General features: G+C 65.5%; 25 protein-coding genes. 14 read left to right on the top strand and 11 right to left on the bottom strand.

What is annotated here, in order from left to right; genetic code table 11:
- Positions 1–11 precede the first annotated feature (11 nt).
- From K7H93_RS01130 to K7H93_RS01115, 4 genes are all read left to right on the top strand, one after another.
- A complete protein-coding gene (locus tag K7H93_RS01130) occupies positions 12–392 on the top strand; it encodes a hypothetical protein (protein ID WP_230782015.1) in 381 nt (126 codons plus the stop codon).
- A gap of 42 nt (positions 393–434) precedes the next feature.
- On the top strand, positions 435–3,353 hold the full coding sequence (locus K7H93_RS01125) for a M10 family metallopeptidase C-terminal domain-containing protein (protein ID WP_230782014.1): 2,919 nt from the start codon (positions 435–437) through the stop codon (positions 3,351–3,353).
- A 194-nt stretch (positions 3,354–3,547) separates the two neighbouring features.
- The gene (locus tag K7H93_RS01120) at positions 3,548–3,871 is read left to right on the top strand and encodes a hypothetical protein (RefSeq protein WP_010237169.1); all 324 of its coding nucleotides are present in this window, start codon (positions 3,548–3,550) and stop codon (positions 3,869–3,871) included.
- 45 nt (positions 3,872–3,916) lie between these two features.
- A complete protein-coding gene (locus K7H93_RS01115) occupies positions 3,917–4,834 on the top strand; it encodes an HpcH/HpaI aldolase/citrate lyase family protein (protein WP_230782013.1) in 918 nt (305 codons plus the stop codon).
- Between the two features lie 33 nt (positions 4,835–4,867).
- Here K7H93_RS01115 and K7H93_RS01110 read toward each other — a convergent pair whose 3' ends face one another.
- Positions 4,868–5,659: an enoyl-CoA hydratase-related protein gene (locus K7H93_RS01110; RefSeq protein WP_054524041.1), complete on the bottom strand. Its 792-nt coding sequence runs from the start codon at positions 5,657–5,659 to the stop codon at positions 4,868–4,870.
- Positions 5,660–5,789: 130 nt separating this feature from the next.
- Between K7H93_RS01110 and K7H93_RS01105 the strand changes: the two genes are divergently transcribed.
- Both K7H93_RS01105 and trxB read left to right on the top strand, forming a co-directional pair.
- Positions 5,790–6,575 (top strand): tyrosine-protein phosphatase, encoded by a 786-nt coding sequence (locus K7H93_RS01105; protein WP_230782012.1) that lies wholly within the window; start codon positions 5,790–5,792, stop codon positions 6,573–6,575.
- A 63-nt stretch (positions 6,576–6,638) separates the two neighbouring features.
- Complete coding sequence (gene trxB, locus K7H93_RS01100) at positions 6,639–7,622, top strand: thioredoxin-disulfide reductase (RefSeq protein ID WP_230782011.1); 984 nt, start codon at positions 6,639–6,641, stop codon at positions 7,620–7,622.
- 54 nt (positions 7,623–7,676) lie between these two features.
- Here trxB and K7H93_RS01095 read toward each other — a convergent pair whose 3' ends face one another.
- Genes K7H93_RS01095 through K7H93_RS01075 form a run of 5 tightly spaced genes read right to left on the bottom strand, consistent with a single transcriptional unit; the run spans position 7,677 to position 11,460 of the window.
- On the bottom strand, positions 7,677–8,114 hold the full coding sequence (locus K7H93_RS01095; RefSeq protein WP_230782010.1) for an MAPEG family protein: 438 nt from the start codon (positions 8,112–8,114) through the stop codon (positions 7,677–7,679).
- Positions 8,111–8,548 carry an MAPEG family protein gene (locus K7H93_RS01090; protein WP_230782009.1) on the bottom strand — a complete coding sequence of 146 codons (438 nt, stop codon included), beginning with the start codon at positions 8,546–8,548 and terminating at the stop codon, positions 8,111–8,113. The genes K7H93_RS01095 and K7H93_RS01090 overlap by 4 nt, the downstream gene beginning before the upstream one ends.
- 50 nt (positions 8,549–8,598) lie before the next feature.
- The gene (locus K7H93_RS01085; RefSeq protein WP_230782008.1) at positions 8,599–9,261 is read right to left on the bottom strand and encodes a class I SAM-dependent methyltransferase; all 663 of its coding nucleotides are present in this window, start codon (positions 9,259–9,261) and stop codon (positions 8,599–8,601) included.
- On the bottom strand, positions 9,261–10,475 hold the full coding sequence (locus tag K7H93_RS01080) for a BtaA family protein (RefSeq protein ID WP_010237182.1): 1,215 nt from the start codon (positions 10,473–10,475) through the stop codon (positions 9,261–9,263). Before K7H93_RS01080 ends, K7H93_RS01085 begins: the two co-directional genes overlap by 1 nt.
- 25 nt (positions 10,476–10,500) lie before the next feature.
- The gene (locus tag K7H93_RS01075; RefSeq protein ID WP_230782007.1) at positions 10,501–11,460 is read right to left on the bottom strand and encodes a threonine ammonia-lyase; all 960 of its coding nucleotides are present in this window, start codon (positions 11,458–11,460) and stop codon (positions 10,501–10,503) included.
- Positions 11,461–11,710: 250 nt separating this feature from the next.
- Between K7H93_RS01075 and K7H93_RS01070 the strand changes: the two genes are divergently transcribed.
- From K7H93_RS01070 to K7H93_RS01050, 5 genes are all read left to right on the top strand, one after another.
- Complete coding sequence (locus K7H93_RS01070) at positions 11,711–12,922, top strand: saccharopine dehydrogenase family protein (RefSeq protein ID WP_230782006.1); 1,212 nt, start codon at positions 11,711–11,713, stop codon at positions 12,920–12,922.
- Positions 12,922–13,245 (top strand): hypothetical protein, encoded by a 324-nt coding sequence (locus K7H93_RS01065; protein WP_230782005.1) that lies wholly within the window; start codon positions 12,922–12,924, stop codon positions 13,243–13,245. Before K7H93_RS01070 ends, K7H93_RS01065 begins: the two co-directional genes overlap by 1 nt.
- Before the next feature lie 99 nt (positions 13,246–13,344).
- A complete protein-coding gene (locus tag K7H93_RS01060; protein ID WP_230782004.1) occupies positions 13,345–13,866 on the top strand; it encodes an O-acetyl-ADP-ribose deacetylase in 522 nt (173 codons plus the stop codon).
- Entirely contained in the window at positions 13,863–14,210 is a 348-nt protein-coding gene (locus K7H93_RS01055) for a DMT family protein (RefSeq protein ID WP_082385048.1), read from the top strand. Before K7H93_RS01060 ends, K7H93_RS01055 begins: the two co-directional genes overlap by 4 nt.
- Positions 14,211–14,314: 104 nt before the next feature.
- The gene (locus tag K7H93_RS01050) at positions 14,315–15,610 is read left to right on the top strand and encodes a S41 family peptidase (RefSeq protein WP_230782003.1); all 1,296 of its coding nucleotides are present in this window, start codon (positions 14,315–14,317) and stop codon (positions 15,608–15,610) included.
- A gap of 13 nt (positions 15,611–15,623) precedes the next feature.
- On the opposite strand, the gene K7H93_RS01045 is transcribed toward K7H93_RS01050, so the two are convergent.
- Entirely contained in the window at positions 15,624–17,039 is a 1,416-nt protein-coding gene (locus K7H93_RS01045) for a serine hydrolase domain-containing protein (RefSeq protein ID WP_230782002.1), read from the bottom strand.
- Positions 17,040–17,166: 127 nt separating this feature from the next.
- Here K7H93_RS01045 and K7H93_RS01040 point away from each other — a divergent pair, with 127 nt between their 5' ends.
- Together K7H93_RS01040 and K7H93_RS01035 are read left to right on the top strand one after the other, a co-directional pair.
- Complete coding sequence (locus tag K7H93_RS01040) at positions 17,167–18,339, top strand: carboxynorspermidine decarboxylase (RefSeq protein WP_230783136.1); 1,173 nt, start codon at positions 17,167–17,169, stop codon at positions 18,337–18,339.
- A gap of 227 nt (positions 18,340–18,566) precedes the next feature.
- On the top strand, positions 18,567–19,769 hold the full coding sequence (locus K7H93_RS01035) for a type III PLP-dependent enzyme (protein ID WP_226660517.1): 1,203 nt from the start codon (positions 18,567–18,569) through the stop codon (positions 19,767–19,769).
- On the opposite strand, the gene K7H93_RS01030 is transcribed toward K7H93_RS01035, so the two are convergent.
- A complete protein-coding gene (locus K7H93_RS01030) occupies positions 19,715–20,488 on the bottom strand; it encodes a helix-turn-helix transcriptional regulator (RefSeq protein WP_230782000.1) in 774 nt (257 codons plus the stop codon). The two genes, K7H93_RS01035 and K7H93_RS01030, sit on opposite strands and share 55 nt — an antisense overlap.
- Positions 20,489–20,579: 91 nt before the next feature.
- Between K7H93_RS01030 and K7H93_RS01025 the strand changes: the two genes are divergently transcribed.
- A complete protein-coding gene (locus tag K7H93_RS01025; RefSeq protein WP_230781998.1) occupies positions 20,580–21,152 on the top strand; it encodes a glutathione S-transferase family protein in 573 nt (190 codons plus the stop codon).
- Positions 21,153–21,191: 39 nt separating this feature from the next.
- Here K7H93_RS01025 and K7H93_RS01020 read toward each other — a convergent pair whose 3' ends face one another.
- From K7H93_RS01020 to K7H93_RS01010, 3 genes are all read right to left on the bottom strand, one after another.
- Positions 21,192–21,890, bottom strand: coding sequence for a nitroreductase (locus tag K7H93_RS01020; RefSeq protein WP_230781996.1), 699 nt, complete (start codon positions 21,888–21,890; stop codon positions 21,192–21,194).
- Between the two features lie 76 nt (positions 21,891–21,966).
- Positions 21,967–23,187 (bottom strand): cell wall hydrolase, encoded by a 1,221-nt coding sequence (locus tag K7H93_RS01015; RefSeq protein ID WP_230781994.1) that lies wholly within the window; start codon positions 23,185–23,187, stop codon positions 21,967–21,969.
- 98 nt (positions 23,188–23,285) lie between these two features.
- Positions 23,286–24,086 (bottom strand): hypothetical protein, encoded by an 801-nt coding sequence (locus tag K7H93_RS01010; RefSeq protein WP_230781993.1) that lies wholly within the window; start codon positions 24,084–24,086, stop codon positions 23,286–23,288.
- Positions 24,087–24,100: the final 14 nt, after the last annotated feature.

The raw sequence follows: 24,100 nt of genomic DNA, 5'->3' as shown, positions 1-24,100 counted from the left end.
GGGTCTTGCTTATGACGACCGGCTGCGCCGCCGCGAAGCTTCCGGGCGATACCCGCTTCTACTGCACAGTCGAGGGGGCCAAGCTGTTCGAACAGCGGATGACCCGCGACCAGGTCTGCGCCCGGCTGAAGGATCGGCTGGATGCCGCGCTCGGTCGTCAGACGGTTATGGCCGAGGGCAGCGCGCCCGCCGCAGGCGGCGGTAACTGGGTTCAGGCGAGCGCGAGCTTTTTTCCCAACGGGATCTCCAGATTGAATATCGTTCTGTCCCAAGACGGAGACAGAACCGAATTGCCGGAAATAGAGTACATGTTGATGGATCGCCCGGCGGACGGGTACCTGATCGATCAGCTGGCCGATCAGGGGGCCAACGCCATTTCGGCGAATCGATAACCGTGTTATCCACGGTCAGTTTTTCTTTGAGGGGAGAGTAAGATGCCCGATGGTGTGCAAGGGTCCAGTGCGACGACAACCAACGTCTCGGTGCCTGGGTCTTATACTGGGGAAGCGATCGACACTTCGGGTGACCATGACTGGTATCGGGTCTTTCTGACTGCGGGGCAGACGTACTCCTTCACCACCAGCGCGCCGCAGAGCGGAAGCGGTGTCGATACGATCCTGACCTTGCGCGATGCCAACGGCAACCAGATCGCGACCAACGACGACATCGCCTATCCCGGAAATACCTATTCGCAGATCAGGTTTACCGCGACCACTTCGGGCGGATATTATCTCGATGTCGGCGCCTACAGCACCGGCACCGGCGGCTATACCCTCACGACCGCGCTTGCCGAAGCGCTGCCGATCTTCACCAATGACCAGATTTCGGATCAGCTGACCTCGGGTTACTGGGGCGGTAGCACCCGCCGCTGGAACGTTGCCCCGGGCGGTACGATTACCGTCAACCTGACCGGTCTGACGACGGAAGGGCAGTTCCTTGCCCGCGAAGCGCTTAACCTGTGGACCGACGTCACCGGGATCAATTTCAGCGAGATCACGACCAGCGCGCAGATCACCTTCGACGACAACGAGTCCGGTGCCTTCGCCGGCGGCTCGACGTCCAACGGGTTCTTCACCGGCAACAGCAGGGTCAATGTCTCGACCGATTGGCTGACGAATTACGGCACCACGCTGAACACCTATTCGTTCCAGACCTATATTCACGAGATCGGCCATGCGCTGGGGCTTGGTCACGGTGGCAACTATAACGGATCGGCCGACTATCCGGCCGACGCCCTGTACCAGAACGACAGCTGGAACACGACGATCATGTCGTACTTCTCGCCGGGCGAGAACACCTATTTCAGCCAGCAGGGCTTTACCTATCAGTACACCATCACGCCGATGGTGGCCGATATCATCTCCACCAATGGTGGGCTCTACGCGAGCTATTCTGGCACTCGCACCGGCGACACGACCTACGGGTTCAACAACACCTCGGGTCGTGCGGTGTATGACGCATCGGTCAATGCCAACGCGACCGTGGCGATCATCGACCATGGCGGGATCGATACGCTCGACTACTCCTTCACCAATGCTTCCTACACCCAGCTGATCAACCTCAATCCCGAGGTGTTCGGCAACACCCGCGGGCGCGTCGGCAACCTCGTGATTGCGCGCGGCACGGTGATCGAGAACGCGATCGGCGGGGCCGGGGCGGACACGATCATCGGCAATAGCGCGGACAACATCCTGCGCGGCAATGCAGGCAATGACACGATCGACGGCGGCGTAGGGACCGATACGGCGGTGTTCTCCGGCAACCGGGCGGACTACACGATCACCAACCTCAGCGGTGGCCGTGTGCAGGTGTCCGGGGCCGACGGCACCGATACGCTGAGCAGTATCGAACGGTTGATGTTCAACGATATGGTGCTCGCACGCAGCGGTTCCAGCTTCGGCAACGCTACGCAGGCCTATGCCGGCTTCGGCTACAGCCAGTCGGCCGGTGCCTGGTCCGATGACACCACCTATCCGCGCATCGCGCAGGATATGAACGGCGATGGCCGGGCCGACCTGGTCGGGTTCGGCGGAGATGGCGTGTACGTCGCCTTGTCGAACGGTTCGGGCGGCTTCGGCAATGCCTTTCTCGCCTATAACAGTTTCGGTGCCAGCCAGACCGGTGGCGGCTGGAGCAGCAACGACGTCTATCCGCGCACCATTGCCGACGTGAATGGCGATGGCCGTGTCGACCTGATCGGTTTCGGTTCGGCGGGCGTGTACGTGGCGCTCGGCCAAGCTCCGTCGGGTGGGCAACAGCTTGCCTTCGGTGACGTCGCGCTGGTCTATAACGGCTTCGGTGCGAGCGATGCGGCCGGCGGGTGGACCAATGACTCCACCTATCCCCGTACGGTCTCGGACGTGAACGGCGATGGTCGTGCGGATCTGATCGGCTTTGGCGCTGCAGGCGTTTACGTCTCGCTCGGTCAGGCCAATGGCACTTTCGGCGCAACCAATCTGGCGCTCAACGGCTTTGGTGCGAGCGATAGCGGCGGCGGCTGGTCGTCGGTCGATCGCTTCCCGCGGCAGATCGCCGACGTCAACGGCGATGGCCGCGCCGACATCGTCGGCTTCGGCGGCAATGGTGCCTACGTATCGCTGGGTCAGGCCGACGGCACGTTCGGCTCCACGATCCTGGGCATTGCCGGCTTCGGTTATTCCGCTGCCGGTGGTGGCTGGGCCAGCGACGATACCTATCCGCGCCGCGTGGCCGACGTGAATGGTGACGGATATGCCGACATTGTCGGCTTCGGTTCGGGCGGGGCTTTTGTTTCGCTGTCGCAGGGCGACGGCACCTTCGCCTCTCCGGTCCTCGCGATCGCTTCTTACGGGGCCAGCGATGCCGCAGGTGGCTGGACCTCCAATGATCGCTTCGTGCGCACCATCGCTGATGTGGATGGTGACGGTCTGGGCGACATTGTCGGCTTTGGGGGTGACTACACCTATGTCTCCTACGGCGGGTCCGACTTCACCCAGGTCCAAGCGACCTCTGGTGAATTGCAATTCGCTGCCGAGGCGGCGGCGAATGCCGCAAACCTTGCCAATCGCGGAGTCGAAATCGAGCCCGATCTCACCATCCCGGTCGAACAATATAGCGGTTGTCCCTGTGGTGCGGGCTCCTGCAGCCATGGTTACGACGATGCGGTGGGCGCGTTGCAGAACCTGGGCGAGGGTGACGGTGCCTTCGTGGCGGAGAACCCCGCAGACGTCTTCTACCCTGTGGCAGACTATGTGCCCTCGCAGGCGGTCGAAGGCATTATGTTTGCCGATGGCAATTTCGCGGCACCAGGCATGATGTTCATGGGCGGCGGCCGGGGCGGGATGATCGATCCCGATCCGGTGTTGATCTACTAAAGCCGCATCCCATTTCTCGGGGCGACCCCACCGGTTGGCGCAGGCCGACCGGTGAGGTCGTTTCGTTCTGCCGCGCTCAAACTCCCTTCGACCGGTCGCATCTCTATCGGTGTCGCGGCTTGACGGTCGGCGCGCGGGTTGCAAACTTTCTCCTGCGCGGGGGGGCTGCGAACCGCCGCGAAGGGGGAATGGGAATGGCTCACAAGATCGCACCGGCTGCGGTGCTGGCGGCGCTATGCGCCTGCCCGTCGATGGCGCAACAACCGCAGAGGGCCGAGCTGGTCCGGGTCGAGCGCGGGGTGGAGAGCGCTTTTTTCAGCGACACCAGCGAGGCGCGGCGAGAGCTGGCGGCGAAGGTGGAGATGGCTGCGCGCATGGCCTGCGCGGATTCGTGGACGCCGCGCACCACGATCTACGAATCGATCGATTATCAGGTCGACTGGTCGGAGGGCGACCGTGCGCATCCGGACAAGCGCAAGGCGATCGCGCGCAATATCAGCGTGCGCTGTCGCCTCTAGCGGGCGCTCTGGTTACTAGGCCGCGGCCGCGCTAGAGCCGTGCGGATGAACACGCATGCACTGAAGGCGGCCGCGATGCCCGCCGCGACCATCCGCCCGTGGACCGCACGTTCGCTCCTGTTCGTGCCCGGAGATTCGCCGCGCAAGTTTGAAAAGGCGCTGGCGGGCGAAGCCGACCTGATCATCCTCGACCTGGAGGATTCGGTCGCCGAGAGCGCCAAGCCTGCCGCGCGCGAGCATGTCGCCGGGGCGCTGGCGGAGCAGGGCGAGCGGGGCAAGCCGCTATGGGTGCGGATCAACCCGATGGATACGGCCCACGCGCTGACCGATCTGGTCGCGATCGTGAAGCATCGCCCCGACGGCATCATGCTGCCCAAGGCGACGCCGGACGAAACGCGCCTGCTGGGCCACTACCTCACCGCGCTGGAGGCCGCCGCCGGGCTGGAGGCGGAGAGTATTCGCCTTATCGTGGTCGCGACCGAAACCGCGCCCGCGCTGTTCCGGCTGGGCGACTATGCCGGTGTGCCCCGGCTCGACGCGCTGACCTGGGGTGCGGAAGACCTCGCAGCGGCCTTCGGCGCGGCGGCCAACCGCGACGCGCAGGGCAATCTGCTGGAACCCTTCGCACTGGCGCGCACGCTGTGCCTCGCGGGGGCAAGCGCGGCAGGCATTGCCCCGATCGAGACGATCGACCCCAATTTCCGCGATGAAGAGCGGATGCACCGCACCGCGCAGGCGGCCCGCACGCTCGGCTTTCGGGGCATGATGTGCATCCACCCCGCGCAGATCGGGCCGACCAACCGCGCCTTCACACCCTCGGACGAGGACCTTGAGCGGGCACGCCGGATCGTCGCCCTGTTCGAGGAGAACCCCGATGCAGGCGCGCTCCAGCTCGATGGCGAGATGATCGACATTCCGCACCTGAAACAGGCGCGCGGGCTGCTGGCGCAGGCGGGCGAATAAACACCCGCCCGCGCGGTATATCTCGCGCGGCGACTAGCGCCCCTTGAACTGCGCCTCGCGCTTGCCGAGGAAGGCCTGAACGCCTTCCTTGAAATCCTCGCTATTGCCCGCGATCCGCTGTGCCTCGGCCTCGGCATTCATCGCGTCGGACAGGCTTTGCGATTGCGCATTGCGGACCAGCCGCCGGATCTGCCCCATCGCAACGGTCGGGCCATTGGCCAGCCTGGTGGCCAGCGCCTGCGCCTCGTCCATCACCGCCGCATCCTCGACGCAGCGGTTGACCATGCCCAGTTCGTAAGCGCGCTCTGCGGGAATGCGCTCGCCCAGCAGCATCGCCTCCATCGCCGCCGGGATGCCCGCCGCCTTGGGCAGCACCCAGGTCGCGCCGCCATCGGGCACCAGGCCGATATTGACGAAGGCCTGCAGGAAATAGGCGGACTTGCCCGCCACGATCAGGTCGCCCGACAGCGCCAGCGTGCAGCCGATACCGGCAGCCGCGCCGTTGATCGCCGTCACCACCGGAATGTCTAGCCCGGCGAGGCTCAGCATCAGCGGGTTGAAACTGGTCTGCAGCGACCGGCGCGAGGCATCGCCCGGATTGCCGCCATCGAAGGTGCGCCCGCCCAGTTCCGCGCCGGAACTGAACCCGCGTCCCTCTCCGGTGATGATCAGCGCGCGTGCGCCCATCGCGGGCAGCGCATCGAACGCTTTGAGCATTTCGCCGACCATCTCCGGCCCCATCGCATTGAGCTTGTCCGGCTTGTTCAGCGTCAGGGTCACGATCCCGTCGGTCTGTTCGACGCGAATGGTCTGGTAGTCTGCCATGCTTTGCTCCTCGATCCCGCTTTCGTTTGGGCCATCGGTTCGGGCAAATGAGCGGATTTGGCAAGGGTTGCGCTTTGCAATTTGTCGTCGGTGGTTGCGCGCACCCGGCGCTCCTGCCAACCGATCCTGCATGAGCACCGATAGCGACGCCACCTTCCTCGCCACCGAGGGGATTCACAATTTCCGCGATTATGGCGGTTATCCCACGCAGGGCGGGGGGCGCGTGGTGAGCGGGCTGCTCTATCGCTCTGGCCAGCATGTCGAAGCGAGTGACGCGGACCTGCGGACCTTCGCCGATCTGGGCATCCGCACCGTGATCGACCTGCGCGGCAATGGAGAGCGGGAACGCCACCCATGCCGCCGCCCCGATCTGTGGGATGGCGAGGTCGTGTTCTACGATGGCGAAACCAGCTCCAGCCCGCCGCACGTCCCACAGGAGAAGCGCGAGCTTACGCCCGAGACCGCGCAGGAGCGGATGCTGACGCTGTACACCCGTATGCCCGAGAACCCGGCGATGCAGGTGATTTTCGGGCAGTACCTGCGCACTCTGGCGGATCGCGACGGGGCCAGCCTGGTCCATTGCTTCGCGGGCAAGGACCGCACGGGGATAGCGGCTGCGTTGCTGCACCATATCCTTGGCGTATCGCGTGCCGACATGGTCACCGAGTTCCTGCGCACCAATGACGCGCCCACCTACGACATCCTCGAGAGGCAGTCCCTGCCGGGGATCGAGGCGCGGCTCGGCCCGCTCGACCGGCCGACGATCGACGCGCTGATGCAGGTGCGCGAGAGTTATTTCGACCGCTTCATCGGGACGGTGGATCGGCGCTGGGGATCGCTCGATGCGTTTCTGGCGCAGACGATTGGTGTGGATGACGCGCTGCGCGACCAGCTTCAGGCGCGCTTCGTGGCGTGACTCTGCGCGCCATGATCCCCATATTCGCCGCAAGACTTTAGACTGACAGGAGACGCTTCGCACATGGCGACGCACCGCACCAAGATGCTCATCATCGGTTCCGGCCCGGCGGGCTACAGCGCGGCCATTTACGGCGCGCGCGCGATGCTCCAGCCGATCATGGTCCAGGGCCTGCAACCGGGCGGGCAGCTGACCATCACCACCGATGTCGAGAACTATCCCGGCTTCGCCGATGTGATTCAGGGCCCGTGGCTGATGGAGCAAATGCGCGCGCAGGCCGAGCATGTCGGCACGCAGATGATCTGGGACACGATCGTGGAGATCGACCTCAAGTCGGGCCCGCCGTTCCGCGCCAAGGGTGATAGCGGCGACGAGTATATCGCGAGCACGGTGGTGATCGCGACCGGTGCCTCGGCCAAGTGGCTCGGCGTGCCGGGCGAACAGGAGCTGGGCGGGAAGGGCGTGTCGGCCTGCGCGACCTGCGACGGCTTCTTCTACCGCGGCAAGAAAGTCGCGGTGATCGGCGGCGGCAACACCGCGGTCGAAGAGGCGCTGTACCTCACCAACCACTCCGACGACGTGACGCTGATCCACCGCCGCGACGAGTTGCGCGCGGAGAAGATCCTGCAGGAACGGCTGTTCGCTTCGGACAAGATCACGCCGCTGTGGAACAAGGCGGTCGAGCGGTTCGTCCCGGGCGAGAACGGCGCGCTGCATCATCTGGTCCTCAAGGACACGCAGACGGGCGAGGAATCTACGCTGGAGGTCGACGGGGCCTTCGTCGCGATCGGCCATGCCCCCGCGACCGAGCTGTTCCAGGGCCAGCTGCCGCTGGAAGACGGCGGTTACCTGAAGGTCGAGCCGGGCACGCCCAAGACCGAGATCCCCGGCGTGTTCGCATGCGGCGACGTGATGGACCACACCTATCGCCAGGCGGTGACTGCTGCGGGCACCGGCTGCATGGCTGCGCTGGATGCGGAGCGGTTCCTGTCAGGGATCGAGATCGACCTGCACGGCCACGTCGAGGAAGCCGAAGCAGCCGAGTAGGGCGCGGGCCGGATGCCTTCCTGAAAAGGATCGCACCCGCCAGCTTTCCGATTCTCAGCCTCCAAACACCCGCGCTGCGGCGATCCCGATCAGCGCCATCAGCACGATGCTGGACACCGCGAACAGCACGAAGCGGACCAGCACGCGGTTTGCAGTGACCTGCACGATCGTGTGGATCACCCGCAGACCGGCGTAGATCCATGCCAGCAGAGCCGGAACGCCGTCGCCCGCGCCGATAATCGCGAGCACGATCCCGACTGCGTAGAACACCGTCGGCTGTTCGTGCAGGTGGTTGTAGTTGTCCGCCTTCCAGTTGACCCGTTCGGGCAGCATCGCCCGCAGGCTCGCGCCGGTCGCGCCGACCAGCCGGTTCGCGTCGATATCGGGGTTCTTCTGCATCGCCGGAATGCGGGTCGCGTACATCCAGACCCACATGATCATGGTCCAGATCATCAGCGCGACGACGGGTTGCAGGATATCCATGCCGATCATGAGGGCGCTCCGAGAGTTGCAATGAGGGCCATGACCGCGAGCGCGATCAGGGCGAGGGTAGAGGTGATGAACAGCAGGAAGCGAATCGCCACGATGTTGACGGTCGCCTGCCAGACCGAGTGCACGATGCGCAGCCCCACGTAGATCCACGCCAGCAGGATCGCGAGCGGGCTGGGGGCGAGGATCGCGAGGATCACGATGGTGGCGTAGAACAGCGTGGGCTGTTCCATCAGGTGGCTGTAGTTATGTGCCTTCCAGTTGACCTTGTCGGGGATGACCCCTTCCAGGTCCTGTCCCCGGCCACCGCGCTTGGCACCTTGCACCTGGTCCGCGATCTTCGCCATCGCGGGAAGGCGCACCGCCGCCATCCACAGCAGCACCACGAGCGACCAAGCGACGAGCACCGCGCCCGGAGCGAGCATTTGAGCCTGCATTCATTCCCCCTGAGATTTTGCGCCGAGCGTGGCGCTGGGCAGCGGGCCTGTCAATCCGTGGCCCCGGCCTCGCGGGTCAGCCGCTCCAGCCGGTAATAGCCGCCCATTCCGTCGCGCCCCTCGCGCCGCCAGCCGGGCTGTGCGCCAATTTCTTCCGCGACCTCGGGCAGGTCGAGCCTGGGGGAGACGTGGAACTGCTTGAGCCACCACTTCAGGATCCGCGCGCCCAGCGTGTCGCGCGCGCTGTAGCTGCCGAAATCGACCACGTGCAGCGACCCGCCCGGCGCGACCAGTGTGGCCGCATGGCGCATCGCGCGCTCCCAGTCGGGAATCATGGAGATCGAATAGGACAGGATCACCCGATCGAATGTCGGGCGGCCGAGCATGGCGCGCGCATCGAACTGGCGCGCATCGGCCGGTGCGAGGATCGCGTTGGTACCCAGCTTGGCCTGCGCACTGCTGAGCATTTCCGCCGAAATATCGATCCCGAACAGCTTGGTGCCGGGGTAGGCGTGCTGCACCTTGGCAAGGTTGCGCCCCGTGCCGCAGGCGATTTCCAGCACCGCATCGCCGGACGCGCAATTCAGCCCACGGATCAGATCGTCGCGCCCGAACAGGTAGTACTTGCGCGTGACGTCGTAGATGTACTTCTGCCCGCGATAGATCGAATCCATCAGCGCGGCGTGATCGTGGTTGCCCCCCGCGTCGGCCATCACGTCAGCTCGTAGAGGTGCACGCCGCCGTAGATCGAGCTGCGGTCGCGCTGGGTCAGATCTTTCGACAGCTCGTCGTGATAGGTCCACTGGTCGAGGATCTCGTTCGGCACGCGGCCCGGCAGCAGGCTGGGCTCGGCAGCGGTGCGGAACAGCACCCGCGCACCCTTGCGTGCCGTGCGCGTGACTTCGCGCCACAGATCGGTCAGCTGGTGATCGTCCATCCAGTCCTGCGCGTCGAGGAAGACGTAGCGATCGAGGCTCATCGCGGGTTGCGAGGAGAGGAATTCCGAAAGGTTGGCGCGCTGCACGCTCAGCCGGGCGACCCGCTCACGCAGGTCGGCGTAGTTCTCGCGCTGGAGGTAAGGCGGCAGCGAGGCGTTTTCGTCCTTCGAATAGCCGCGATTGAACGCCTGCCATGCGAAGTAGTTGTCCTTCACGTCGAAATCGCAGGCCAGCTTCTCCAGCCGCTTGCGCAGCACTTCGGCCATCTTCTCGTCACCTGCCAGCGCGTCGTACTGCGCGGGCGGAATGCCGAGGCCGAACAGAGAGGCGGGCTGGTTGGTCACCCAGCGGACGAACTTCTTGTCGAACACCGGGGCCAGCTCGTTCTCGAACACCTCGCGCTGTTCTTCCACGCTGGGCGCTTCCAGCACCTTGCGCAGGTCCACGCCGTACAGCTTGGCGAACAGGTGGGCCATGCCGATGAAGTTGCCCAGCAGGCCCTGCTTGTAGATCCCGCGCTGGAACTGGGTGATCCGGCGGCGGCCGCGAATGTCGCGCCCCTCCCAGTACTTGCGGCTTTCCGCGTCCAGCAGCGGGGCGATCCGGTCTTCGTAGATCGACACGTTTTCCTTGTAATCGGAATGCGCGAAGAAGCGGCGGAACAGGTCGTAATTGGGAAGGGCGTTGATCGCGGCGATCTTCAGCCGGCCCAGCGCGATATGCGCGCGGTTGAGATCGACCGCAGTGATCGCGGCAGGGTTCGCCGTGAGGTAGCTCAGCGCGTTGCAGCTGCCGCTGGCGATGCACAGCACGCGGCTGTCCTCGTTGATCTGCAGGCCTTCCATGTCGACCACCGGGTCTTCCCAGATCTGCGCGTAGACCAGCCCGCGAAACGCGGTGGCGAAGGCCTTGTCGAGCAGCGTGTCCTTGAGGCCCGAGCTCTTGCGGACCACCGAACGGTCGATGATGTGGGTATCGCCTTGCGGCATGGGGGGTAGTCTCCGGTTGCGGTGTTCAGGCTGCGTCGGGCGCGATGGTCGCGGCATAGGCCGTGGGGTCGACATTGCGTCCGGTCAGCATGATGACGGTATCATCTTCCAGCGCTAGCTTACCGGCAAGGGCTGCCGCAAGGGCCGCCGAGCCGCCGGGCTCTGCCACGAGGCCGAGTTTCGCAAAGGCGAAGCGCTGTGCGGTGCGCACGTCTTCGTCGGAAACGGTCACGCCGGGCTGCGCACGACCGCGCAGCACATCGAGGTTGATCTGCTGGGTCGCCGGCGGCTGGAGCGCATCGCAGATGGTTGTCGGCGCATCGGACGCGACCTGCACGATCTCGCCTTGCGCCAGCGCCTGGCCGACCATGTCCCACCCTTCGGGCTCGACCGGCACGACCTTGCTTTCCGGGCAGGCCAGCGCCAGCCCCGCGGTCAGCCCGCCGCCGCCGCAACAGGCGAGGATCATCGGCGGCTGCTTGCCCAGCTGCTCGGTAAACTCGATCCCTGCACTGCCTTGTCCTTCGATCACCCAGGCATCGGCAAAGGCGTGTACCAGCACTGCGCCGCGCTTTTCGATCTCGCGCGCGGCGACCTCGTCCCGGTCTTCGCCGGGGCGATCATAGAGGATGATCTCCGCGCCCAGCGCTTTGGTCGCTTCAAGCTTCACTCTGGGTGCATTGCGCGGCATCACGATCGCCGCCTTGATCCCGAGCTTCCTCGCCGCCCAGGCGACGCCCTGCGCATGGTTGCCGCTGGAGACCGCGACCACGCCGCGCGCGCGTTCCTCTTCGCTCAGACACGAAAGCCGCCACCAGCCGCCACGGATCTTGAACGCGCCGATCGGTTGCAGGCTTTCCGCCTTGATCCAGCAGCGCACGCCGCCGATCTCGACCGGCAGCAGCGGGGTGGGCGGCAGGATCTGCGCGATGCTGCGCGCAGCGGCGATCACGCCATCGCGAGTCGGGGTGCGCATGTCGGGCATCAGCTCGTCGCTCCTGCGGGGCGGCTGACACACCTGACACAGTGTCTTGAGGCGAAAAATCCGGCCGGGTCACGGCGCCCCGGTTCAGGCAGGTCGATGATGGGGTTTGGCGCGCTCATGCGCCCCCGTTAGAACCCCCGACCGGGTTAGGAAAGCACGCTTTGCCGCAATGCGCGCCGGATCGTTTGGAGGCGCGCGTCCGTTTGGCTAAGGGCGCGCGCAAAGATTCGTATTCGAAAGGAAGACACACATGGCGAAGGTTCTGGTGATCGGGGCAGGGGGCGTGAGCTCGGTCTGCGTCCACAAGATGGCGATGAACAAGGACATCTTCAGCGACATTCACCTTGCCAGCCGCACGAAATCGAAGTGCGATGCGATTGCCGCCTCGGTGAAGGATCGCACGGGCGTGGAGATTTCGACCTACGAGATCGATGCCGAGGAAGTCCCCGCGATGGTCAACCTGATCAAGAAGATCGGGCCCAAACTGGTCGTGAACCTCGCGCTGCCCTACCAGGACCTGCCGATCATGGATGCGTGCCTTGAGGCGGGCGTCGATTACCTCGACACCGCGAACTACGAGCCCAAGGACGAGGCGAAGTTCGAATATCACTGGCAGTGGGCCTATCAGGACCGCTTCAAGGATGCCGGGCTGACCGCGCTGCTCGGATCGGGCTTCGATCCGGGCGTGACCAGCGTGTTCACGATGTGGCTCAAGAAGCACAAGCTGAAGACCATCCGCCAGCTCGACATTCTCGACTGCAATGGCGGCGATCACGGGCAGGCCTTCGCGACCAATTTCAACCCCGAAATCAACATCCGCGAAGTGACCGCGCCCGCGCGTCACTGGGAAAACGGCGAATGGGTGGAAACGCCCGCGATGCAGGTGAAGACCGAGTTCGACTTCGAGGAGGTCGGCCCCAAGAACGCCTACATGATGTACCACGAGGAGCTGGAAAGCCTTGCGAAGTTCGTCCCCGAGCTGGAGCGCGCGCGCTTCTGGATGACCTTCGGCGATGAATACATCAAGCATCTCAGCGTGCTGCAGGCGGTCGGCATGACCAGCATCGAACCGGTGAAGTATCAGGGCCGCGAGATCATCCCGCTGCAGTTCCTCGCCGCCGTGTTGCCCAAGCCCGAAAGCCTGGGCGAGACGACCAAGGGCAAGACCAATATCGGCGTCATCGCGACCGGCGAAGCGCTCGACGGCAGCGGCGAGAAGACGTTCTACATCAACAACATCTGCAGCCATGAAGCCGCCTACGAGGAAACCGGCAACCAGGCGGTCAGCTACACCACCGGCGTGCCCGCGATGATCGGTTCTGCGATGATGGTGCAGGGCACGTGGGACGGCGACGGCGTGTTCAACATGGAGCAGTTCGATCCCGATCCCTTCATGGAGATGCTGAACCAGCACGGCCTTCCGTGGAACGTGAAGGAGCTGGACGGGCCTGTGAAATTCTGATGGTCAGCAGGTCGGCAGCGGCGGCTTTTCTGGTCCTCCTGCTGGCGGCCTGCGATCCACCTGACCAGCCATCCACCTTCAGCGAGCAGGCGCCAGCATCGCAGGCGCCGGCCGGTGAACCTATGCCTGGCGCCGGACTGGCATCCGATTTTAACAAGAGTTGCCGATCCCGTTCGGATTGCGAGCATTTTTGTCGGTCGCGCGATCCGTCGGCGGAGATAGGCGAGGAGGTCGATGGCTATTGCACCTCTGACGGTTTTTCACAGGGATGCTTCAACCTCGTGCATGAAGGGAAACAGTCCGGCGAGATCTGCGCGATGTGACGCACAGACCATTCGCTGACCCGGTCGGCGGATGGATCGCGCAGATCGAATCCGGTAACCTGCTCTCTTCGCACGGGAGCAATTGCAATGGGCGGAGCTATGGGTCTGACCGCTATCGACGTTGAAGCGGGCGATATTACCACGATGCAATTCGATGCCATCGTCAATGCTGCCAATTCCTCGCTGCTGGGCGGGGGCGGCGTGGATGGCGCGATCCACCGGGCGGCGGGGCCGGACCTTCTGGAGGAATGCCGCTCGCTGGGTGGGTGCGAAACAGGACAGGCGAAAGTCACCAAGGGCTATCGCCTGCCCGCATCGCACGTCATCCACACCGTCGGCCCGGTCTGGCGCGGCGGCGATCATGGCGAGCCCGAGCAGCTGGCGAGCTGTTACCGGGAATCGCTCGCCCGCGCGGTCGAGATCGGCGCGCGCAGTGTGGGCATTCCCGCCATCTCGACCGGGATCTACGGCTATCCGCTGGATCGCGCGGCGCAGGTCGCGGCCCGAACGGTCGCGGACGTGGTGGCGGAGAAACCCGACGCGTTCGACCGCATCGCGCTGGTCTGTTTCGACGCCGAGGCGCTGGCCGCTTTCGAGACTGCTCTGGAGAATGTGCAGTGAGCCCGAAACTTGCGCTGCTGGCACCGATCGCCCTGCTGGCGCTGTCGAACATCGTGATGAACGTCGCGTGGTACGCCAACCTCAAGGCGCCGGAAAAAACGCTGGTGTGGGCGATCGGCGTGTCGTGGCTGATCGCACTGGGCGAATACGTGTTCGCCGTTCCCGCGAACCGGATCGGCATCGCGGCCTATTCGCTGGCCGAGCTCAAGACGATCACCACTATCTTCTCGCTAGTCGGCTTCGTCATCGTCGCTTTCTTCATGTTCGGAGAGAAGCCCGGTCTCAACCAGCTGATCGGGTTCGCGCTGATCGGCGCGGGGTCGTTCTTCATCTTCAAGCCGTGATGGCGCAATCGGTGGGCGGGCCGGTTCGGGCCGGTTGACACACCCTTGGCCGACTGCGTTTGGCTGACCGCCGAACGAACGAAACAGCCGGAGACTTTCAGACCATGCGCAAGATCGCCCTCGGGTGCCTGCTTCTCGCCTCGCTGGGCGCGTCCATGCCCGTTGCCGCGCAAGACGCTGCGAGCGAGTCCGCGTCGAATGTAGCTGCCTTCGATGCGGCTGCGGCGTGGGACGAGTTCGAGCAGCTGCTGCGTGACAAATACGCTTATCTCGAGCGCGACGACATCGACGTCGAGGCGCAGCTGAAGCGGTCGCGCGCGTTGGCCGCGAAGGCGCCCGACAAGGCGGCGCTGCGGCGGATCATGCACCGTACCGCGCTGACCTTCATGGACCCGCATCTGATCGTCGGCCCGTTCGAGGATGACGACTACGCGATCGTGATGACCGCCGCCGATCTCGATGCCCGGTTCGAGGATGGCAAGGCGGTGATCGTCGATGTGCGGCGTGGATCGCCCGCGTTCGACGCGGGGTTGCGGCCGGGGGACGAGGTGCTCTCGGTCGATGGCAAACCGGTGAAGACTGCCGCACAGGCTCCGTTCGACGAGGTGCTGGCCGATCCCACCGCCGCACAGCTCGACTACGGGCTGACGCTGGCGGTCAACGGGCGGCGCAAGGGCGATCGCACGCTGGAGATTCGGTCGGCCAAGGGGCAGGTCCGCAGCTTTGAGCTGGCCTCTACCCGCGACTGGGCCAATTCGCTGAACGACCGGAAACTGGTCGACCTCTCCTTCGTCGGCACCGGCGGCGATGTTGCTGTGCTCACGCCGCTCAATTCGCTGGGCGACAACGGCACGATCACCGCCTTCGATACGGCGATGAAAGAGGCCATCGGGGCCGGCGCGCGCGCGATCATCCTCGACATGCGCGAGACGCCCAGCGGCGGGAACACCGAGGTCGGCCGTTCGATCATCGGGCACTTCACCGACCGGGTGAGCCCCTACCAGATGCATCGCATCCCTGCGCTGGAGCGCGAGTTCACCGTGCCGCGCCAGTTCGTCGAATATGTCTTCCCGCGTGAGCCGCGCTTCGATGGCCCCGTGGTCGTGCTCCACGGTCGGTGGACCGGCAGCATGGGCGAGGGGATCGTCATCGGGATGGACGCGGCCAGCGATGCGACCACGATCGGCTCCAACATGGGCGATCTGCTGGGCGGGCTGTGGAATGAGCAGCTCGAACTGAGCAGCGCGCGCGTCGATCTGGGCGGCGAGGCGCTGTTCCACGTCGACGGAACCCCGCGAGAGGACTACGTTGCCGATGTTGCTATCGAGCCTGCGAGCACGGCTGCCGATGGCTCGGACCCCGCGATTACACGTGCGCTGGAGGTTCTGGAGAAGCGGTGACGCTGGCCACTGGTCAGCCGGTTGGCGGACGCCCGCTATAGCCTATTGCCAGCCGTGTCACCGCCCACACCAGCCCGAGAACCGCGGTTGCCAGCAGCAGCAGTGCCATATCGGGCTGGTACTCCCGCAGTGTCGATAGCGAGACGCCGAATAGCTGCGGGATCAGCGCGATGCAGACCCACGCCAGCGCCGCCATCGCGGGCAGCGGGAACCACAGGCTGAACAGGCCGAAGCGGTTCGCTCGCTTCGTCCGCAGTGCGCCGCGTTTCCACCACGCCCAGATGATCGCCAGCAGGAAGATCACCGGCGCGGCGGCGAGGGCGAGGAAATTGGCCTTGCGCATTGTGGCGCCGGTATCCTCGGCCTGCGGCAGGTCGAGCGCGCGGGCGATCAGGCCGAGGCGCAGGTCGGTGCTCTCGGCGAACCCCATCCCGCTGCTGCCGTTGGTCAGCACCACCACGCCGCGCCGCTTGGCCGGGATCATCGCGGCGATCGTATCGAAGCCGGGGCTGGTGCCGGTGTGATAGGCGCTGCCCTCCGCGCCATCGAGCATCCAGCCGAGGCCATAACCGGGCGTTGCCTCGCTCGCGGGTTGCAACATCCGCGCCTTACCCGCCGCGCTCAGAATATCGTCCCGCCCATTCATCATCATCCGCAGATAGCGCGCCGTGTCGCCTGCGGTGGAGACGATCCCGCCTTGCGGGGCCGAGGCCAGCGTTGCGCCTTGCGCGGCAACCGGGCGCATCGACCCGAACCACGGCGTATGCCCCCGGGCCATCGCGCGGCGCTCTCCGGCACCCGATACGAAGCTGTGCTCCATCCCCAGCGGCCCGAAGATCTTCGTGGTGATATAGTCGGGGTAGGGCATGCGGCCGACAACCTCGATCAAACGGCCGAGGATCAGGTAGTTGGCGTTGGAATAGGCCCATCGCGCTCCCGGCGCGTAGGCTGGCGACTGGTCTGCATACCATGCCGCGCGGTGGGCAATCGTAGCGGCCCCTGTGCCGCTGTCATCCGGCGTGCTGTTGCCTTGCAGGGTCGAGTATCCGCTGATGTGGCCGAGCAGCTGACGCACGGTGATCGCCCCCGCAGGCTTGCCCGCAAACTCTGGCAGATAGCGCGCGATCGGCGCGTCGAGATCGACCTTTCCTGCCTCGACCAGCTGCATCACCGCCAGCGCGGTGAAGCTTTTCGAGATCGAGCCGAGCAGAAACGGCGTGTCCTCGGTCACCGCGGCATTGCCGCCCGCCTCGATCTTGCCGTGCGCGCCGGTGGTGATCGCGTCGCCATCGACCACGGCCCAGGCGACGCCCGGCAGAGGCGTGCGCTCCATCTGCGCATCGACGAACGTGTCGAGTTCGCCCGCGCTCGCGCCCGCCGATGCCACCAGCGCCAGCAGGCAAAACAGCATTGCCGAAAAGCGCAGCATCTCGCGTCCCCCGCAGGTCCCCAAAGCCAGGCTGGTCTAGCACCACACGGCGCGCGCGTCACAAATCCTCGATCGATGCATGACGCCGCCCGATGACAGCACCCGAAAGCTTCCCTATCTGGTGATCATGGAAACAAAAGCCGGTGACCCGGGCGCCTTCGCCCATTTCGATCTCAACCGCGTGGATACGCCCGCCTTCGTGGTGGATGCGGCGAAGCTGCGCGAGAATTGCCGTATCCTTGCCGAGATTCGCGACGAGGCGGAGATCAAGATGCTCAGCGCGCTGAAAGCCTTCAGCATGTGGAGCACAGCGCCGATCATCGGAGAATATCTGGATGGCGTGTGCACCTCCGGCCTGTGGGAAGCGCGGCTCGCCAGCGAGTTCTACGATGGCGAGATCAGCACCTATTGCGCGGCCTACAAGCCCGAGGAGCTGGAGGAGGTCGCGCGGCTTTCCGACCATGTGATCTTCAACTCGCCCGGCCAGATGCAGCGCGCCGCGCTGATCCTGGAACAGGCGAGGGCAAGCGGCGGGGCGTTCGACGTAGGCCTCAGGATCAATCCGCAGGTGCCGACCGGCGAAGTGCCACGCTACGACCCGTCTTCGCCCGGCAGCCGCCTCGGCTTCCCGCTCAGCCAGCTCACCGAAGAGCATATGGAGGGCGTAGAGGGCATCCACTTCCACAACCTGTGCGAACAGGGCTTCGAGCCGCTGCACCGCACCTGGGACCGGGTGTTCGACGCGATCGAGCCGTATTTCGGCCAGCTCAAGTGGATCAACATGGGCGGCGGGCACCACATCACCCGCGCCGATTACGAGCGCGAGGAGCTGATCGAGTTCCTGCGCGATGCGAAGGACGATACCGGCGCGGAAATCTACCTCGAACCGGGCGAGGCGGTCGCGCTCGATGCCGGCATTCTGGTGGGCACGATCCTCGATACCGGAGAGAACGACGGCCCGATTGCGATCACCGACATCTCCGCCACCTGCCACATGCCCGACGTGATCGAAGCGCCGTACCGGCCCGCCATGCTGCACGAGAAAGCGGGTGAGCCGCCCGTGCGCCTCGGCGGCCCGTCATGCCTCGCCGGCGACGTGATCGGCGAATATTCGCTGCCCGTGCCCAACGAGGCGGGCCAGCGGATCGCCTTCCTCGACCAGGCGCATTATTCGATGGTGAAGACCAACACCTTCAACGGCGTTCCGCTTCCCTCGATCTGGCTGTGGGACAGCGAAACCGACGTGCTCGAATGCGTGAAACGCTTCGGGTACGAGGAATTCCGCAACCGCCTGTCGTAACGCGACAAGGGCGGTTTCCTGCCCGCTCATGCCGGGGGCGACCGGGGTTGCGGAACCCTCTTCGGAACTCCTAGGCTGGGCAGCGTTGAATCATCAGATGCTGCGCATACCGATTTCTCTTGCATCATGCTGCGGAACGCCTATTTGCGCGCCTCCGCTGCCCCAAGGGGACTCTAACCGCAAGGCAGCCCTTGTCTGAAACCTAACCGTTTTGGGGGTCCCTTGAATTGGCCACTTATCCCGACGCTCGATCCGTAGTTGCGGCGCTTTCGCCTGACGAACCGGTTATCCTGAACCGTCCGCACGCTGCGGCACGCGCTGCGCGTTTCTTCGTGGACGGCTTTCGCGGGCGTGCACTCTACGCGGTAAAAGCGAATCCTTCGCCCGATCTGATCGGTATCCTGTGGGACAACGGGATCACCCATTACGACGTCGCCTCGATCGCCGAGGTCCGCCTCGTGCGCGGGCTGCTGCCCGATGCGGAGCTGTGCTTCATGCACCCGGTCAAGCCGCGCAGCGCGATTGCCGAGGCGTATCACCAGCACGGCTGCCGCACCTTCAGCCTCGATAGCGAGGAAGAGCTGGCCAAGATCGTCGATGCGTGCCGCGCGCCCGACGGCAGCCCGGCAAAAGACCTCAAGCTGCTGGTGCGTCTGCGCGTCTCTTCCGAATTCTCCGAGCTGTCGCTCGCGAGCAAGTTCGGCACCGATCTGATCGACGCGCCCGTGCTGCTGCAGCAGACCCGCCAGCATTGCGACTGGCTGGGCGTGTGCTTCCATGTCGGCAGCCAGGCGATGACGCCGTTTGCCTATGTGCAGGCACTCGAGCGCGCGCGCGCCGCGATTGCTTCGTCCAGCGTGGTGATCGACATCATCGACGTGGGCGGGGGCTTCCCGAGCATCTACCCGGGGATGGAGCCGCCGCCGCTCGAAGACTATTTCGACGTGATCTTCCGCGCATCCGAATCGCTGCCGATTTCCTATTCGGCGGAGCTGTGGTGCGAGCCCGGCCGGGCGCTGTGCGCGGAATATTCCTCGCTGCTGGCGAAGGTCGAAAAGCGCCGCGGGACGGAGCTGTACATCAACGACGGTGCCTATGGCGCATTGTACGATGCCGCGCACCTGGGCTGGAAATTCCCGGTCCGCGCGCTCGGCCATGACGAGCATGCCGCTAGCGAAGACTTCTCGCTCTACGGCCCGACCTGCGACGATGCGGACTACATGGAAGGGCCCTTCGCGCTTCCGGCCGACATCAAGGCGGGCGACTATGTCGAGATCGGCATGCTGGGTGCCTATGGCGCGGCGATGAAGACCGACTTCAACGGCTTCGGCGCGAACATGGCGATCGTGGTCGGCGACGATCCGATGCAGACTCTCTACGATGGTCGCCGCGAGCGCCCCGAGACGGACAACGTGGTCAACCTGCGGTAGTTTGTGCTGCGGGGCGGTGGGATGGCCTGCCGCTCCGCCGCCTTCTGCGCTTCCCATTCCGCCATGCGCATCGCCTGATAGCGGCGCAGCAGCTCGACCCTGCGGGGGCGGAAGCTCGTCTCGCCCAGCTCCAGCCGTTCCATCCGCGCGACCTCGAAGGTGCGGTATCCTTCGCGCAGCAGGCACCAGCCGACGACCATCAGCGTCGTCGGGCTGTAGGAGAGGCCCAGCGGGAGGATTTCGCGGGTCGAGTGCCGGTCCTGCCGGTCGCGATAGGTAATCGTCACGCTCATCTCGTCCCAGCAGGCCTGGCGTAGCAGATCGACATCGACCGCGATTTGCGGGCGCTCTGCGGGCATGCGCCACGATCGCATGATCGCGTGCATGGACTGGCGCGCCTGACGGTCGGGCAGGGTGGCGATGATCCGCGCCATTGCGTCGCGGCCCGCCTTGGCGAGCCGCTCGTCACCCAGCTCGTCCAGACTGCCCACCGCCAGCATCAGCGCCTCGGTTTCCAGGCGCGTGAAGCTTTGCGGCGGCAGCGCGGGGTCTTCGGTCAGCGTGTAGCCAAAGCCTGCTGCACCATCGATCAGCACGCCGCCGGCGCGCAAGGTGGCGATGTCGCGATAGAGCTGGCGCTGCGAGATTTCGGTTTCCGCCGCCAGCCGCGCCCCCGTGACGGGCGAGGGCAGCCGCCTGAGCGCGGCGAGCAGTCGCATCAACCTGTCCTGCCGTGCCATCGCTGCTGCCTCTTTCTGTCAGGAGGGCGGGCATATCCCTGTGTCATCGCAAACGGAAAGGAAAAAGCACATGCTTACGCTCTATCACTCGCCCCAGAGCCGCTCCGATACGGTGGTCCATCTGGTCCGCATGCTCGGCGCCGATGCCGATATTCGCGAGGTCACCATCCGGCGGCAGGATGGCTCTGGCGCGCCGGACCCGGACAATCCGCACCCGGAAAAGAAGGTGCCCTACCTCGTCGATGGCGACGAGCGTGTGCGCGAGCGCGGGGCGATCATGCTCTACCTGACCGACAAGTACCCGCAGGCGAAACTGGGCCCGCTGCCGGGCGAGGCGGGGCGCGGGGCGTATCTTTCGTGGCTGTCCTACTATCAGGGCATCATGGAGCCGCTGCTGATCCTCCAGTGGGCAGGCATCGACCATCCGGTCGTCACCGACGGGCTCGGCGACATGGAGCGGATGCTGGAGACGCTCGCCACTCCCCTGCGCGTCGGCCCGTGGCTGCTGGGCGAACGGTTCAGCGCGGCGGACATGCTGCTGAGCTCGCCGTTCCAGTGGTTCGGCGATGCGCTGCCCGCAGGGCCGGAGGTGAAGAGCTGGGTGGAGCGCTGCGCCGCCGAGATGGCCGAAGTTACCGCCTAGGATCGGTGGGGGGAAGGCCTGCGCGGGCAGGCTCTCCCCTCAGCCGTCGAACCCGACGAAGCGGACGGTTTCGTCCAGCGGCTTGCGTTCGGAGACGACCGCGTTGGCGGGGAAATCCGGGTCGGGCCAGCCCATCGCGACGCAGATCATGATCACCTGATCCTCGGGGATGTCCGCATGCTCGCGCACCACGGGGCTCTGCATGATCCCCTGCGAGTTGATCACGCAGCCCAGCCCGCGCGACCATGCCGCGTTGACCAGCGCATTGGTGATCGCACCGCAATCGAACGGCGCAATGTCGCTGCCGAGGATCGCGCGGTCGTAGGTCACCACGATGGAGACGGGCGCATCGAACTGGCGAAAACCGCGCAGCGTCCAGTCCTGCCTGCGCTCCTTGTCCTCCCGCTCGATCCCCATCGCACCGAACAGCTGCTTGGCGACGTCGATCTGGCGGCGGCGATGATGCTCAGGCGGATCGCCCTCGGGCCGGCGGAACTCGCGCGTGTCGGGATTGCCGGCAAGGATGCCCTCGGTGTTGCCCCGGCGGATCGCGTCGAGCGGGTCGCCGGTCACCACGGTGAAGTTCCAGCACTGGTTGTTGTAGCTGGACGGCGCGCGGGTCGCGAGCGCGACGATCTCCTCGATCAGATTGCGCGGCACCGGCTTGTCCAGAAAGCCGCGAATGCTTCGGCGGCCGGTGACGACCTCGTCATACGTCTGATTGCGATTGCCGCCCACGCGTGTCTCTCCCTGTTTCGGCCCGTCCGGGTAGCGCGGGTGTGAGGGCGCGGCAAATCCGTTACGGAAGCGCGGGTCAGGGGCGCGCGGCGGGCAGGCAGCGGCCGGTCGCGGGCTGGGCGAACAGGCGGCAATCGAAGAACACCGCCTCCGGATTGCCGTTGCGCGGCGCGAGGTAGCTGAAGCGCAGCTGGCGGCGTGCCTCGTTCGAAAGCGGCAGTTCGCTGGGGATCGCGCTCGCCTCGCTCCAGCCATAGACCTGGCAGAACCTTTCACCCGGGCACAGCGTGCGTGCCTGCGCGACGATCGCCGCAGGATCGTCGCCTGCGCCGACCAGCACGAAATGCGCGCCGGGGCCGGGTCCTTGCGGGGCCGCTGGTGCGGGTGCGGCGGAGGTGCTCGCGGAAAGCTCTGTCTTGTCCGCCCCGCCGACATCCTGCTTGGCGGTGATGCTGCGCACCGCGCGCTCGTCACCCAGCAGGTGGGGCAGCAGCGTTTCGTCGCGCACGACCGCCTGCGCCGTGCTGCGCAGCGCCATCGGATCGGGCTCGCCCCCGCGATAGGTCGCGTTGAGCGCGGTGCCGGTGCCCCAGAAGCCGCGCCAGCGGAAGAACAGGTGCGGGCCGACGGTGGCGATCTTGTCCAGCTTGGGGCTCCACCAGGGATAGACGTAGTTCGCGTGGTAATGTGTCGCGATGCCGACGGTTTTGTCGACCCGTCCGCCGAGCGCTTCCTCCGCCCGCTGGCGCGCTGCGCGCCACTGGCTTTCGGGGTAGCTGCGGGCGAGCGATCCGTCGCAGGTAAAGGTGAATTGGCACCCGGTGCGCCGCTGCGATCCCTGATAGACCACGCCGCACACCGTGTTGGCGAAGGCGGGGTGGCGCGTGCGGTTTAGGATGACCTGCATAACCGCGCGCTGGTCCGCATCGCCATAGCCCGCCTCCGCCATCGCGGCGAGCGCGAGGCAATCGCGCGCGCGCGTGCGGTCGGCGGCGCTGCCGGTGAAGCGGAAGGGCAGGGCGATGCCCGGGCCGCCTTCGACGATGTCGACCGCAGCATTCTGGGCCTGCGCATCGTCGGGCGCGAGCTGCGATTTCAGCGTGTCCGCCTCTTCACCGCTGGCGGGGAGGGCCTCGACGCTCTCGGGCGGCGGGACGTCTGCTTGTGCGACCGCATGCGACGGCTCAGCCGAGGGGCTGCCTGCCAGTGCCAGACCGGCAAAGGTCGCCAGCAGGATCGCCAGCACGCCGACCAGCGGAACATTCTCCCGAAACCAAGCCGATCGCAGCAAATCCATTGCGCCTATTTAGAGTGCGCCCACGGCAATACCATCGCCGATGGTGCGAACCTGCGCGATCCATCGACGAACTTCGTCGGGCAGTCGCGCCGATCTGCCTAGCTTTGCGTGGGTTGGTCCCGATGCTTCTGCAACGTGCCCGATACCTGGCCGAGCGCGGCGCCGATCTTTTCGGGAAACTCGCCATCGGCAAAGCTCACCGTGGTGTTGTGTGCGGTGGCAACGCGGCGGGCATCGGCCCAGTCCTGCGCCATCCCGATCGCCCATTCGCGGAAGGCGTCGGCGGCATAGGGGTTGGGCTCCAGCGCCTTGGCCAGCGTCGGGTGGAACGCCAGCTTGCCGGTGAAGGGCAGCAGCGAGAGCGGGAAGGGTGCCTTGATGCACGACAGCGTGTCGTCGACGAAGATCGTCTTGCTGGGCCGGTGGTAGGCCAGCACGGACGAGAAATGCACGTTCTCGTCGTCGCATACCATCTGCACGCCTTCGGGGACGGAGAAGGTCAGCGCATCGCCGAACAGCCCGTCGAGCGCGCCTGCCTCGCAGAAGTCGCTTTCCCAGTTCAGGCCGGGAAACTTCTCGTGATGGCGGCGGGTGCCGTACAGCTTCGCTTCGGGGTAGGCTTTTGCCATCCACTCGATATGCAGCGTGTGGAAGGGGTGAACGTTGATGATTGCGGCGACCTTCTTGCCGCCATCGGTCAGCGCGTCGACCTTCGCTTTCAGGTCATCGTCGAGCGTGTAGCTATCGAGGAAGACGAAGCGCCCGTCGGGCAGCTCGACCAGCGCGCAATGCGTGCCCAGGTCGACCACGCCGCCCAGCTTGAACGATCCGCGGATGTGGTAGAACCCGTTCCCGAAATCGGTGAGAGTTCCGGGCTTCACTTTTGTTATCTCTGCCATGGTAGCCAAGCGAT

Source organism: Citromicrobium bathyomarinum (genome assembly GCF_021021475.1).
GTDB lineage: Bacteria > Pseudomonadota > Alphaproteobacteria > Sphingomonadales > Sphingomonadaceae > Alteriqipengyuania > Alteriqipengyuania bathyomarina.
The sequence above is the reverse complement of the archived record's forward strand: the minus strand, read 5'-3'. Positions and strand labels throughout refer to the sequence as shown.